Origin of the sequence: Luteitalea sp. TBR-22 (assembly GCF_016865485.1) — a bacterium.
GTDB lineage: Bacteria > Acidobacteriota > Vicinamibacteria > Vicinamibacterales > Vicinamibacteraceae > Luteitalea.
The window spans coordinates 5614211-5627218 of record NZ_AP024452.1 but is presented as its reverse complement, the minus strand read 5'-3'; the positions used below and the strand labels follow the sequence as shown (position 1 = coordinate 5627218).

General features: G+C 70.4%; 9 protein-coding genes. 5 read left to right on the top strand and 4 right to left on the bottom strand.

Annotated elements, in window-relative coordinates:
* Positions 1-18: 18 nt before the first annotated feature.
* Both TBR22_RS23165 and TBR22_RS23160 read right to left on the bottom strand, forming a co-directional pair.
* Complete coding sequence (locus tag TBR22_RS23165) at positions 19-2727, bottom strand: PVC-type heme-binding CxxCH protein (protein ID WP_239490210.1); 2709 nt, start codon at positions 2725-2727, stop codon at positions 19-21.
* Positions 2724-3599 carry a sugar phosphate isomerase/epimerase gene (locus tag TBR22_RS23160; protein ID WP_239490209.1) on the bottom strand — a complete coding sequence of 292 codons (876 nt, stop codon included), beginning with the start codon at positions 3597-3599 and terminating at the stop codon, positions 2724-2726. Before TBR22_RS23160 ends, TBR22_RS23165 begins: the two co-directional genes overlap by 4 nt.
* A 188-nt stretch (positions 3600-3787) precedes the next feature.
* Here TBR22_RS23160 and TBR22_RS23155 point away from each other — a divergent pair, with 188 nt between their 5' ends.
* Positions 3788-4900, top strand: coding sequence for an IS110 family transposase (locus tag TBR22_RS23155; protein WP_239490208.1), 1113 nt, complete (start codon positions 3788-3790; stop codon positions 4898-4900).
* Between the two features lie 393 nt (positions 4901-5293).
* Positions 5294-6370: a DUF2891 domain-containing protein gene (locus tag TBR22_RS23150; protein WP_239490207.1), complete on the top strand. Its 1077-nt coding sequence runs from the start codon at positions 5294-5296 to the stop codon at positions 6368-6370.
* Positions 6371-6412: 42 nt separating this feature from the next.
* On the opposite strand, the gene TBR22_RS23145 is transcribed toward TBR22_RS23150, so the two are convergent.
* Entirely contained in the window at positions 6413-7240 is an 828-nt protein-coding gene (locus TBR22_RS23145; RefSeq protein ID WP_239490206.1) for a hypothetical protein, read from the bottom strand.
* A gap of 155 nt (positions 7241-7395) precedes the next feature.
* On the opposite strand from TBR22_RS23145, the gene TBR22_RS23140 reads away from it, so the two are divergent.
* Positions 7396-9552: a M20/M25/M40 family metallo-hydrolase gene (locus tag TBR22_RS23140; RefSeq protein ID WP_239490205.1), complete on the top strand. Its 2157-nt coding sequence runs from the start codon at positions 7396-7398 to the stop codon at positions 9550-9552.
* A gap of 141 nt (positions 9553-9693) precedes the next feature.
* On the opposite strand, the gene TBR22_RS23135 is transcribed toward TBR22_RS23140, so the two are convergent.
* Positions 9694-11394: an alpha/beta hydrolase-fold protein gene (locus tag TBR22_RS23135; RefSeq protein WP_370651553.1), complete on the bottom strand. Its 1701-nt coding sequence runs from the start codon at positions 11392-11394 to the stop codon at positions 9694-9696.
* 146 nt (positions 11395-11540) lie between these two features.
* Here TBR22_RS23135 and TBR22_RS23130 point away from each other — a divergent pair, with 146 nt between their 5' ends.
* Positions 11541-12611: an SDR family NAD(P)-dependent oxidoreductase gene (locus TBR22_RS23130; RefSeq protein WP_239490203.1), complete on the top strand. Its 1071-nt coding sequence runs from the start codon at positions 11541-11543 to the stop codon at positions 12609-12611.
* Positions 12608-12988 (top strand): VOC family protein, encoded by a 381-nt coding sequence (locus tag TBR22_RS23125; RefSeq protein ID WP_239490202.1) that lies wholly within the window; start codon positions 12608-12610, stop codon positions 12986-12988. Before TBR22_RS23130 ends, TBR22_RS23125 begins: the two co-directional genes overlap by 4 nt.
* The last annotated feature ends 20 nt before the right edge of the window (positions 12989-13008 follow it).

Here is a 13008-nt window from a genome sequence, read left to right as displayed (position 1 = left end):
GTCAGGAACGCCAGGCGATCAGTGCTCGCGCAGGTAGGCGATCACGTCGGCCACGTCCTGCGCCGACATGCCGAGCTGCGCGGCGTCCATCATCAGCGAACGGCGCATCCGCTCGCGCGACTTCACGCGCGCCGCAGGCACGATCTGGGTCACGCCGCCCATGCTGCGCAGCATCAGCGGGTCGCCTTCCTTGATCACCAGGCCCTGGATGGTCACGCCGTCGTTCGTGCGCACCGTCACGGCGCCGTAGCCGTGCGCGATACCCGCGTCCGGGTCGACGATCGCGGTGGCGATGACTCGGGGAGACTTGCCGCGCGTCCAGCCGTCGAGTGCCGGCCCAACGTCGGCGCCGACCCCCGCGATCGCGTGGCACATCAGGCAGCGCGTCGCGTGCGCTTCGCCGCGAGCGGCCACGCCCTGCTGCGCCACCACGTCATCCACCCGCAGCAGCGACGAGGCGGGCCCGCGCTCGGGCACGACGGCCGTCTGCAGGGTGATGGTGTCGGGATCGTAGAGGCGTCGCTGCTTGAGGATGGGCAGCAGGTCGTGATCGGCCCAGTCGTTCGACAGCCGGTTGAGCACCCACCAGGTCGCCGCTTCCTTCAACGGCCCGCGCGTCGTCGCGATGTCGATCATCGCGGCCGACGCAGCCCTGGTGTCGATGAATGCGAGCGCGTCCATGGCTCGCCGCCGGCGCTCCAGCGAGAGCGTGGCCGCCGACGCACGCGTGGCGAGTGCATCCACTGCCGTCGGCGGGTGCAGGCGCCAGGCGATCCACGCGAAGGCGTCGGACCAGCGACTCGACGGGCCTGTGCCCATCGTCCGCTTCAGGGTGTCGTAGAGCGTTGCTTCCTTGCCGGAGGCGCCCGTCCCCAGCGCCTCGAGGTAGCTGCGGTCCGTTCCGTCGAACCCTGCCGCCACCTTCGCAAGGATGGGGACGGCGACCTGCGCGGGCCTGTCGCGCATCGCCAGCGCCACCTCGCGGCGGACGCCCGCGTCGGGGTCGCCCGCCAGCGTCGCGGCCTCGGCAGTGACGTCGAGACCCGCACGGCGCAGTGCACGGAACGCGGCGATCCGCATGTCGGCGTCGCGAAGCGCTGACGGCGCGCCGAGGCGCGCCCGCCCCTCGGCACCCATCTGGGCCAGCAGGAACACGGCGCGCGCCCGGATGTACGGGTTCTCGTCGTCGAGCAACCGGGCGACGTCGGGAACGGCTGGTGCGCCACGCGACTTCAGGCCCTCGAAGCCGATCGCGCGCACATTCACCGCGGGCGAGCGCAGGGCGCCGATCAATCCGGCGATGCTGGCCGGGTCGATGGTTGTCGGCGTCGACTCGAACCGGCGCGGTGCAATCCGGTAGATCGCCCCCGACACCGCGTCGTCCAGGTCCTCGTGGAAGCCGATGATCGGGTCGATCCAGTCGCTCACGTAGAGCGCGCCGTCGGCGCCGACGACGACGTCGGAAGGACGGAAGAGCGTGGAGATCTCGGCGGTGGTGGTGCCGGGACCACCACTGAAGTCGGTGCCGGCCCACTTCTCCTCGTCGTTCACGGAGAGGAACGTGCGTCGCTCGAGCCGGAAGCCGGCCCCGTCGCGCACCGGCTGGTACGCGAAGATGGCGTTGCGTCCGGGTTCGGCCGCGAAGAAGGTGCCGCGCCACGCGTCGCCGAGTGCGCCGTCCTCGTAGAACGCGGTGCCGGTCGGCGAGCCACCGCCGTAGATGTCGCCGGCGGGTGCGATGCCGGGGTCGTCCTGTCGCCACTCGGCCATCGGCACGGACTGGCCAGGGCGCCGGTCGGCCTGCCAGGTGCGCTGCCCGTCGTTGGACGAGAAGCCGAAGTTGGCGTGCTCCATCACCCAGCTGACGCGGCAGGCGGGCGGGTCGTCGTTGTCGCTCTGGAAGATGTCGCCGAACGACGTGATCGACTGCTCGTAGCTGTTGCGGAAGTTGTGGCCGATGACCTCCGCCTGCGTGCCATCGGGGTTCATGCGCACCATGAAGCCGCCGACGTACACGTGCCCGTCGTCGCTGCGCGCGCCCATCAGCTTCGTGGAGTCGTGCGGGAAGGTGAACGGCCCGATCGGGTCGGCCTTGTACGAGCTGAACGACGTGAACGTGCGGCCCGAGCGATCGGTGAATCGACCGCCCATGTTGCCGGAGTTGAACAGCCACTTGCCGTCCGGCCCGACGGTCACCGAGTGCAGCGAGTGGTCGTGGTTCTTGCCCTGGAAGCCGGTCAGCAGCACCTCGCGCCGATCGACGGCCGGGTCGAAGCGCCGGTTGCGATCGACGTCGGTGTAGACGATGAGGTCCGGCGGCTGCGACACCACGACCTTGTTGTCGATCACCGCGACGCCGAGTGGCGCGACCAGTGCCGGCTCCTGCACGAACGTGTGCGAGGCATCGGCGCGTCCGTCGCCGTTGGTGTCCTCGACGACGACGATGCGGTCGCCGGCGGGCTGGCGATCGAAGTGCTTGCGGTAGCGGACGCCCTCGGCCACCCACAGGCGGCCGTCCTTGTCGACGTCCATGTTGGTCGGGTTGCGGACCAGGTCGGCCCCCGCCCACAACGTCACCTCGAAGCCCTCCGGGGCCTTGAACAGCGCCAGCGGGATCGTCGTCGTCGCCGACAGGCGAGGCAGGCTCGGCCGCGGCTGCGGTGCCTGCCCGTGCGTGCCGATGGCCGCGACCAGCGTGCACGCCGCGACGAGGGCCGCGCGCTTCACGCCTTCGCGCGGGCCGTGACGAGCCCGCGGGTGAACGCCAGGTTCTTTCTCATGTCGTCCTCGAGCATCTTCGTGGGGCTGCTCGTCTCGAGCACGGCCCAGCGGGCGAAGCCGATGTCGGCCAGCGCGTCGATGATCCCCGGGAAGTCGATTGTTCCCTCACCCATGAAGTGCGGGTTGTCCTTCAGGTGCACTTCGCAGATGCGGTCGCGGCCCAGCCAGCGCAGCTCGTCGATGACCTTGAAGCCGTTGCCGGTCGAGTTGCCGACGTCGTAGTACGTCAGCACCGCGGGCGATTTGGCGCGCTCCATGATCCGCACGTTGTCGCGGGCCGAGATCGTGTCCTCGAGTCCGAGGATCACGCCCGCCTTGCGCGCCTCGGGGCCGAGTTCGCGGAGGATGTCGCCGACGCGGTCCATCTCCGCCTCGGTCTTCATCGCGCCGTCGCCGAAGAACGGCAGCAGCATCACCTCGACGCCAATCGCCTTCGTGAGGGCGATGCCCTCGGCGACGCGCTTCGGCCCGAGCGGGTCGGACTTCAGGTAGTTGGTGTGCAGGATGTTCAGGCACGTCGACGTGATCGGCAGCCCGTGCTCTTTCGATTGCGCGAGGTACTGCTTCACCACGTCGTCGGTGATCGGCGCGCGCTCGGCGCCACGGCCGCTGGCCAGGCTCACTTGCACGCCGTCGAACCCCAGCTTCTTGGCCAGCGCGAACGACGCCGGGTTGGCCTCGCTCCGCAGGTTCCAGTCGGTGACGCCGACCCGGAACTTCGGCGGCTGCGCAGCGCGGATGGCAGCAGTCAGGGGCCGAGCAGCCGACACGAGTCCGGCCGCGCCGAGGGCGAGGAAGGTCCGTCTGGATTGAGGCACGAGGAGAGCATCGCACAGGAACCGGGCTCCGGGCACCGGTCACCGAAGTGCCAACGCTGGACGCCGGACACCTTCACCGGACGTAGACGCTTATGGAGGACCGACCCCCGCGACGCGTATGCGCGGGTTACGCTGAGGTTCCGCAAAGAGCCCGCGGCGCAGAGCCGCAAAGCGAGGGGAGGTCGGTCATGGGGGAGTCTACGACGTTCATCGGGTTGGATGTGCATCAGGCCTCGGTGATGGCGGCGGTGTGGGCGCCCGGGGCGTCGGCGCCGGTCGTCGGTCCGGCGCCCGTGGAAGTGCCCAAGCTGGTGCGCTGGGTCGTGCGGACGGCGGCCGGGCGCCCGGTGCACGTCGCGTATGAGGCGGGGCCGTGTGGGTATCCGCTGGTGCGGGCCCTGCAGGCGGCGGGCGTGCGCTGCACCGTGGTCGCCCCCTCGTTGATTCCCCAGGTGGCGGGCGGCCGCCGCCAGCGCATCAAGACGGATCGGCGCGATGCGGCCCAGTTGGTGCGCTATCTGCGCGACGGCGCCCTGACGGCGGTGACGGTCCCCACCGAGGCCGACGAGGCGGTGCGGGAGCTGACGCGGGCGCGGCAGCAGTTGCAGCGCGATGTGGTACGGACGCGGCACCGGGTGAGCAAGCTGTTGCTGCGGCACGGGCAGCGCTGGACGCAGAGCAAGCCGTGGACGCGCGCGTACCGGACGTGGGTGCGCGCGCTGGCGTGGCCGGAGCCTGGCGTCGCCGTGGTGTGCCGGACATACCTGGCGGCGCTGGAGAGTGCCGAGGCGCGCTTGGCGGATCTCGATGCGCAGCTGCTGGCGTGGCCGGTGCCGGCGACGATGGCGGCGCCGGTGCAGACCTTGACGTGCTTCCGCGGCATCGACCGCCTGAGTGCGTTGATGATCGCCGCCGAGATCGGTGATGGCCGTCGCTTCCCGACGGCGCGGGCGTTCATGCACTACACCGGGCTGACGTGCTGGGAGTGGTCCAGTGGCGCGCGGCGCCGGCAGGGCGGCATCAGTAAGATGGGCAATACGCATCTACGGCGGGTGCTGAGCGAAGCCGCGTGGCACTACCGCTTCAAACCGCTGGTGGGGGCGCGGCTGCGACGCAGCCACGCCGGCCAGGCCCCGGAGGCCTGCGCGTTGGCGTGGCGGGCGCAGGAGCGCCTGCACCACAAGATGCAGACGCTGACCCGGCGCGGCAAGCGGGCGACGGTGGCGACCACGGCCGTGGCGCGCGAGTTGGCGGGGTTTGTGTGGGCGGCCTACCGGCTGGAGGCGCCGGCGGCCGGGTAGGTCGATGGCGGGGCCGTGGCCCCTGGTGAGGTGAGCGCCCCCGTCCGAGGCCCGTCCGCTGGGCACCCTCGAGACGGCTATGCGATCACCGGACATGTCCGGGAACTCGCGCACGTAGAGCGAGGCCGCCCGCGATCGGATCCGCGCCCTGCGGTACCCAACCCGCGCATATGAGCGTGATCACTCGCGACCTGCCGACCTCGACGGGGGCGCTGATCTCACCAGGGCCGCACAAGCCCTTGCGAAGAGGTCCTCCATATGAGCCGTCGCCCTTGGGCGACGGTCAGGGCTCGCCAGGGAGGATGCCGACTCCCGACTCCCGACTCCCGACTCCCGATTCCCGACTCCCGACTCCCGACTCCCGACTCCCGATTCCCGTCTAGACTGCTCCCCATGCTGCTGGCGCTCTTGCTGACGATCCAGGCTGCAGGAACCCCCACGATGGACCTTGCCCAGGCCGAGAAGCTGGCGGCGCTCGCGCTGGCGTGCGTGCACCAGGAGTACCCGAACAAGATCGCGCACACGATGGCGTCCGACGCCGACGCGAAGGCGCCGCGCGACCTCACGCCGGTGTTCTACGGGTGCTTCGACTGGCACTCGGCCGTGCACGGCCACTGGCTGCTGGCGCGCGTGGCGCGGCTCTACCCGGGCACGCCGCTGGCCGCGAAGGCCGAGGCGGCACTGGCGAGAAACTTCACGGCGCAACGGGTGGCCGGCGAACTCGCGTACCTGCGGGCCCCCGGGCGGCAGGAGTTCGAGCGGCCGTACGGCCTGGCGTGGCTGCTGCAGGTGACGCAGGAGCTGCGGGAATGGGACAGCCCGCAGTCGCGCGAGTGGGCCCGGGTGCTCGCGCCGCTCGAGGACGAGGCCGTCAAGCGCTTCATGGACTGGCTGCCGAAGCTCACCAGGCCGATTCGCACGGGTGAGCATTCACAGACGGCGTTCGCGTTCGGGCTCGCGCTCGACTGGGCGCGGCAGGCGAAGCACACGGCATTCGAGCAGCTGCTCGTGGAACGTTCGAAGGCGTTCTACATGAGCGACCGCGCGTGCCCCATGGCCTATGAGCCGTCGGGACAGGACTTCGTCTCGCCCTGCCTCGCCGAAGCCGACCTGATGCGGCGCGTGTTGCCGCCGGCGGAGTTCTCGCGCTGGCTCACGACGTTCCTGCCAGATATTCCCAGGGGGACGAAGGCGGATGCCTCGTGGCTCGAGCCCGGCGTAGTGCTCGACGCGACGGATGGCAAGCTGGCGCACCTCGACGGCCTGAACCTGAGTCGGGCGTGGATGCTCGAGGGCATCGAGCAGGCCCTGGCCGACAACGACCCGCGCCTGCCCGCGCTCCACGCCGCCGCGGAACGCCACCGGGAGGTCGGCCTGAAGGCCGTCACCGGGGCGCACTACGCCGGTGGCCACTGGCTCGGCACGTTCGCCGTCTACCTCACTTCACGGCGGGGCATCGCGTCGCGCTGAGGCAGCCGTCGGGGAGGGGCGACGGCTGCTCGACGTGCCGACCTACTGAGCGGCGGGCCGCTCGACGAGCGCCACGACGCGGGTCAGGCCTCGCACGGCCACCTCGGCGTAATCGCGCGCGTCGTTGACGTAGGTCGCGTAGCTCTTGCCGGGGTTCGCCTTGGCGAACACGTCGGCGGTCTTCGAGGCGTCGAGCCCCTTCAGGGCGCTGGCCATGTCCTTGTAGGTGTTCACCAGGAGCACGTCGTAGGTCGACGAGGTGCCGCCAGGGAACTGCCGTGCCCAGGCGCCCCAGGACTTCAGCTCGCCGGCGGTGCGCCGCATGTCCATCATCGGATGCAGTCGGGTGCGGAGCAGGTCGGTGACCTCATTGCCCATGCCCGGCTTGGCCTTGAGTTGCTGGGTCACGCGGAAGTCCCCGACCCTGGCCGTCCCGGGTGCCATCGATCGGCTGATGGAAGAGAGCAACTCGGTGCCGACGACGGTGCGCATCGTCGCCAGCTTCTTGACGTACTCGGCGCGGGTCATGCCGGCAGCCCGCTGGTAGAGGGCGTCGGCAGGCGTGCTCGGCTCGGGCGGCAGCCCGCTGTAGATCGTGGCCGTCACGTAGTCGTACCGGGAGTCGACGCCGTCGAACATCGCGCTGGCGGCACTCCAGCCCATCAGGTTCGGCTGCTCCTTGAGCAGTTCCCCGTAGAACTTCGACGACACGTTCACGAGGTGGTCGCGGTAGGCGTCCTGCATGCCCGGTGCGGTCTTGATGTAGGTGAGCACCACGTGGTACTCGGGCTGCGCCGCCTGTGCCAGCGCGCTGCCTTCAGCCGCGCCGAGACACAGCGCGACCGTCAGCCCCGACAGAATCCTGTTCATAGGCCCCTCCGGTCCTCTTTTTCGGGAAGGTCCCCCGGGATGGAGGGTGCCCGAACCAGTTGAGTTGGACTGCGGCGACCCTACGCGCAATAGCTGAACCGTACAAGTGGTAACTTGATTCCTTCGCAACTCGGCCGTGGCGTACACTCCGCGGCATGCCGAGATGCTCCATCTTCCAGTGGCCGCTCGCGTTCGGCCTCGCCGCCGTGTGTCACGGGGCGTGGCCGCTGGCCGCGGCGGCGCAGGTGTCCGAACGCGACCTCGGCGCGATGGCCGCGTGGGTCTCGGCCGATGCCGCTACCGGCTACGAGCCGCGCATCGCGCCGATGCTCGCCACCGCACTCGGCGGCTGGACGACCGACGGATTCGGCAACGTTTCGACCACCATCGGGTCCGGTTCGCCTCATCACGTCGTGGCGTGCGCACTCGACAGCCCCGGGTACGCGATCACTCAGATCACCGATCAGGGATACCTGCGTGTGCACCGGATCGGCCGCGGCTCACGGCATCCGCTCTGGGATCAGCAGTTCGAGGCGCAGCAGGTGCGCGTGCTCACCGCCACCGGACCGGTGACGGGCGTCGTGGCCCGCTCGAACGCCCACTTCGCGCAGCAGCATCGCCGGGAGACGGCGGTGGTGACGGCCGACGACCTGTGGGTGGACGTCGGCGCCGAGTCGCGCGCCGACGTGGCGGCGCTCGGCATCGAGCTCCTCGACCCGATCACGCGCCACGTCCCGGCATGGCCGATTGCGGGTGGCGTCGCGGGACCGGAGGCCGGGCGGCGGGTCGGGTGCGCCGCGCTCGTCACGCTGGCCCGTTCGGCGCGAAACCGCCCGCCGACAGGGCGCACGACCTTCGTGCTGAGCGCCCAGGAGGGCATGGGCTGGGTAGGGCTCTCGGCGCTCGTCGCGCGCGCGGGCGTCGTCGATCGCCTCACGATCCTCGCGCCCGGCGAGGAGGCGCGCGTCTCGACCGAACGGCCCGCCGCCGCGCTTGCCGACTTCGGCGAGGTGCTGGCCGCGTCAGGCCTGAAGACGGTCCGTTGGCTGGCGCCGGCCGTCATGCAGGCGGGCGCGCACCTGGAAGTGGTGCGCGATGCCGAGGCGCGGTGGCTGCTCGACGAGGCCGCCGGCACGTTGGGGCTCACGCTGCCGGCAGATCAGGCCTGGGTGGCGGCGCCTCCCCCCGCGCCGTGGGTGCGCCCGCAGGCCGAGGCGACCTTCGACGAGTCGTCAGCGATGCTGACCACCCTGGTCGAGCGACATGGCGTGTCGGGTCACGAGTGGTCGGTGCGGCGTGCGGTCCTCGAGGCAATGCCGGCGTGGGCGCGCGAGCGCGCCGTGGTCGACGACATCGGCAACATCACCGTGACCGTGGGCCCCGTTGGCCCGGCGACGATGTTCATCGCGCACCTCGACGAGGTGGGCTACCTGATCGAGTCGATCGCTGCCGACGGCACCGCGACGTTGAAGGCGCAAGGCGGCGTGGCCGCGACGGCATGGGAAGGCCAGACCGCTCTGGTGCACTTCGATCCGCCGGGCGCGCCGAGCACGAGCACCGGACGCGGCGCCGACACCGACGCACGCTGGAAGGCGGGATCGCTCTCGGCCAGCGCCCCCCCGCCGTTGCGTGGCGTCTTCCGGATCCGATCCACGGCCGACAGGAAGACCCCTGAGGTGATGCAGGCCTGGTTCGGCCTGGACGCCGCCGGCCTGGCCGCGCGCGGTGTCACGGTCGGCATGCAGGTCACCAGCTACAAGGAAGCGCTGCGACTGGGCCGCACGCGCTTCACCGCCCGCGCGCTCGACGATCGCGCGGGCACCACGGCGCTGCTGCGTGCCATGTCCCGTATCGATCCCGAGAGTCTGCCCGGGCGAGTGGTCTTCGCGTGGTCCGTGCACGAGGAAGGCGGCCTCGACGGCGCCGCGGCGATGGCGCGTCGTATGGGGCGCACCGTGGCGCGCGTGTACTCGATCGACACGTTCGTGTCGTCTGATACGCCGCTCGAGTCGCCGCACTTCGCGTACGCGCCGCTCGGCAAGGGGCCGGTGCTGCGCGCCATCGAGAGCTCCAGCATCTCGCCCGACGCCGAGCGGCAGCGCACGCGTCGCGCCGCCGAGGCGGCCGGCATTCCACTGCAGATCGGCCTGACGCAGGGCGGCACCGACGGCACGACGTTCACCTTCTGGGGCGCGCCCAACCAGGGGTTGTCGTGGCCCGGCCGTTACAGTCACTCACCGGGCGAAGTGCTCGACCTGCGCGATCTCGATGCGTTGACGCGCCTCATCGTCGCGGTGGCGCGGACGCCGTAACTGCCCGTCGGCCAAGGCCGACGGCTACGCACGAAAGACGGCCGACGGCTGCGCACGACAGACGGCCGATGGCTACGCACGACAGACGGCTGACGGCCACACATGGACGGACTGCCGACTGCCGACTGCCGACTGCCGTTCCTAGTACCGCCAGCTCGTGAGATCCGCGCCCCTGGGCGCGGTCTTCTCCATGCGCGCGACGGCCTTGGGCACGTACATCTGGTGGTACCGCAGTCGCGAGGCGTAGTTGGGCCGCACCGGGTCGCCGTTCCAGCAGTGCTCGGCGCGGTCGCCGTAGGTGATCTCGCCGTCGAACCACGGCGCGGTGGTCGCGCGCAGGAAGTCCTCGGCCAGGTACACGGCGTTGTTCAGGTAGTAGTTGTCCATGTCGCCGACGTACAGGTTGACCTTGCCGGCCAGCTTCTTGCCGAGGCCCTTCTCCCAGTCGCGCTTCATGATGTGCACGAGGTCGTAGCGCTCCTTCCAGTACGCCGCCACGTCCTTGTCGATCTCGCCGGTCACCTTGTCCCAGATGCGCTTCGGGTAGCCGTCGGCGCCGACCGGTGAGTACGTCGCCTCCCACACGTCCCACTGCTGGCCCGATCGCGTCTTCGTGCCGAGCGCGAGCTCGCGCAGGTTCATGTCCTCGAGCGTCGTGCTGACGTGCCCGAGCCAGTTGCGGTGGCCGGGCCGGGGCGTCTTCTTCCACTTCGAGTCGACGTAGTACGCGTTGCGGTCCTCGTACAGGTTCACCACGGTGTACGCGCGGAAGTCGATCGGATCGGGGCACGCCGCGTAGGCGCCGTTGAATGCATCCGGGTAGAACACCTGCGCCGCCAGCGCCTCCCAGCCACCGGTGGAGCCGCCATACATGAAGCGCGCCCACCCCTGGCCGATGCCCCGGTACTTCTTCTCGATGTAGGGAATCAACTCCTCGACGATCGCGTCGCCCCAGGGGCCGGCGTTGGCGGAGTTCACCGCGTAGGAGTCGTCGTAGAACGGCGTCGGGTGCTGGATCTGGATGATCAGGACGCGCGGGAAGTCCCTGCTCGTCCACTCCCTGTAGAAGTCGTACGCGGCCTGCTGCTGGTAGCGGTTGTACCCGCTCATGCCGAAGCGCGCGCTGTAGTCTGGCTTCAGGTCCGGATCGGGCTTCTCCTCGCGGAAGCCGCCGAACGTGTACGGGAAGTGCCCGTGGTCGATCATCAGCGGGTAGCGCGCCTCCGGATGCGTGTCGAAGCCCTCGGGCACCAGGATGTGCGCGCCGAGGTACATGTCGCGGCCCCAGAACTTCGACAGCTTCTCGCTGCGGATCCGCTCGTGACGGATGTACTTCGTGGTCGGCGGATCGGCGATCGGCCGGATCACCTTGTCCATCGTGATGTCGACCGCGGCGTCCTTGCCGATGGTCACCTGCACCGGCGTGGAGTAGAGGTTGCCCGGCGCGAGGTTCCACTGCTGGCCCTCGCCGCGGTCCATCGGCAGCTTGACGACGTGCCCGTCGGCGCGCCGGAACGTCTCGTAGCGGTGCAGCAGCGCCTGCGCGGTGTAGGTGCCGGGCGGCACGTCGCGCAGGCTGCGCACCGGATAGCCGAATGCGGCAGCGTCCACGCTGACCGGCGTGCCCGGCGCCATGCCGTCGACGTCGACGCCGAACACCAGCTGGGTCCCGGCGTCGTCGGTGATCTGGAACCGCGGCTCGGCCTTCGGGTCGGTCGAGAGCATCACGAGCAGGCGCCCGTCGAGGCGTTGCGGCTCGAGCGACGCGGGGAACGACACGCGGACGCGGACGCCGGTCGACTGTGCCGCTTCGGGCGCCACGTGGATCAGGGCACCGGCCATGAAGGTCGCGGCGCAGAGGCCGCCGGCAAGACGGAGGGTGCGGGAGCGGGCAGTGGTCACGGGAACACCTCGCGCGGGAGTGTAGTCCGGGACGGCGGCGGCGCGATCCTGCTTGACTCCAGCGCTGGAAGGCGCAGGATGCGCACATGCGGGTCTTCCTGACGGGCGCCACTGGCTTCATCGGCCAGCCGCTCACCCGTGCGCTGCGGCGCCGCGGCTGGCGCGTCACGGCGTTGGTGCGTCGCCCCGACGCCACCACGGCGCGCACCGTGCAGTCGTTCGGCGTGCACCTGGCGCAGGGCGATGCGACCGACCCGGAGTCGGTGCGCGCCGCCATGCGCGGCGCCGATGTCGTGGTGCACAACGCCGGGCACTACGAGTACGGCGTGAGCGGCGAGGCGAAGGCGCGCATGACGTCGATCAACGTGCGCGGCACCGAGGTGGTGCTCGATGCCGCGCGCGCACTCGGCATCGGCCGCATCGTGCACGTCTCGTCGATCATGGCGTTGGGCGGGACGGCCGGGCACGGGATCGTCGACGAGTCGTTCGTCCGTCAGCGTCCCCCCGTGTCGCATTACGAGCAGACCAAGACGGAGGCCCACGCCATCGCCGTGCGCCACCAGGCTGCGGGCGCGCCGGTCGTGATCGTCTGCCCGGGTGCCGTGGTCGGGGCCAACGACCACGCGTTCTTCGGCTACCTGCTGCGGCTCTATCTCGCCCGACGCCTGCCGCCGATCGGCTGGGGCCGGCGCCGGCTGATCTCCTGCGTGCACGTCGAGGACGTGGCGGAGGGGATCGCGTTGGCTGCCGGCCGGGGGGCACCGGGCAGGACGTACCTGCTCGCCGGGAACGTGGACACGGTGGAGGCCCATCTGTCGCACTGGTGGTCGGCGCCAGGAGCCATGCGGATTGGCCTGTACCTGCCGTGGCCGGTGGCCTGGCTCAACAACTGGTCACTCGAGCCGCTGCAGCGCGCCATGGGACTGCCGACGTTCCTGTCGCGCGACATCGTGATGACGGTGCGCGCGGATCTGGCGTTCTCGAGCGCGCGCGCACAGCAGGACCTCGGCTGGCAGTATCGCGACGTCGCCGCCATGTGGCGCGACACCATCCGCGGCGAGCGCGAACTGCTGCGCCAGCACCCACGTCGAACGCTGGTGGAGAAGCTCCGGCCCGTCGATCCAGCCGCGCTGGCCGCCCTCGCGGAGACACGATGAACGCACTCGCCCCCACCAGCCTCGGCCTGGCAACCGTCATCTACCAGGTCCCCGACCTCGCGCACGCGAAGGCGTGGTACGCGCAGGCCTTCGCGCAGCAGCCCTACTTCGATCAGCCGTTCTACGTCGGCTTCTCCATTGGCGGGTACGAACTCGGCCTGCATCCCGACCTGAGCGAGGGACAGCCCGGTCCCGGAGGGAGTGTCGCCTACTGGCGGGTGCTGGACGTCGATGCGGCCGTCGAGCACTTCGTGATGGTGGGCGCCACGCTCGTCGCCTCACCCACTGACGTCGGCGAGGGGATCAAGGTGGCGCGGGTCGCCGATCCCTTCGGCAACGTCATCGGCCTGATCGAGAACCCGCAATTTGAAATCTGACATTTGAAATTCTCGGCGGC

Bases quoted from the DNA above. Each gene is read 5' to 3' on its own strand.
- TBR22_RS23155 (WP_239490208.1), top strand. From the start codon at position 3,788: ATGGGGGAGTCTACGACGTTCATCGGGTTGGATGTGCATCAGGCCTCG.
- TBR22_RS23150 (WP_239490207.1), top strand. From the start codon at position 5,294: ATGCTGCTGGCGCTCTTGCTGACGATCCAGGCTGCAGGAACCCCCACG.
- TBR22_RS23145 (WP_239490206.1), bottom strand. From the start codon at position 7,240: ATGAACAGGATTCTGTCGGGGCTGACGGTCGCGCTGTGTCTCGGCGCG.
- TBR22_RS23140 (WP_239490205.1), top strand. From the start codon at position 7,396: ATGCCGAGATGCTCCATCTTCCAGTGGCCGCTCGCGTTCGGCCTCGCC.
- TBR22_RS23135 (WP_370651553.1), bottom strand. From the start codon at position 11,394: ATGGCCGGTGCCCTGATCCACGTGGCGCCCGAAGCGGCACAGTCGACC.
- TBR22_RS23130 (WP_239490203.1), top strand. From the start codon at position 11,541: ATGCGGGTCTTCCTGACGGGCGCCACTGGCTTCATCGGCCAGCCGCTC.
- TBR22_RS23125 (WP_239490202.1), top strand. From the start codon at position 12,608: ATGAACGCACTCGCCCCCACCAGCCTCGGCCTGGCAACCGTCATCTAC.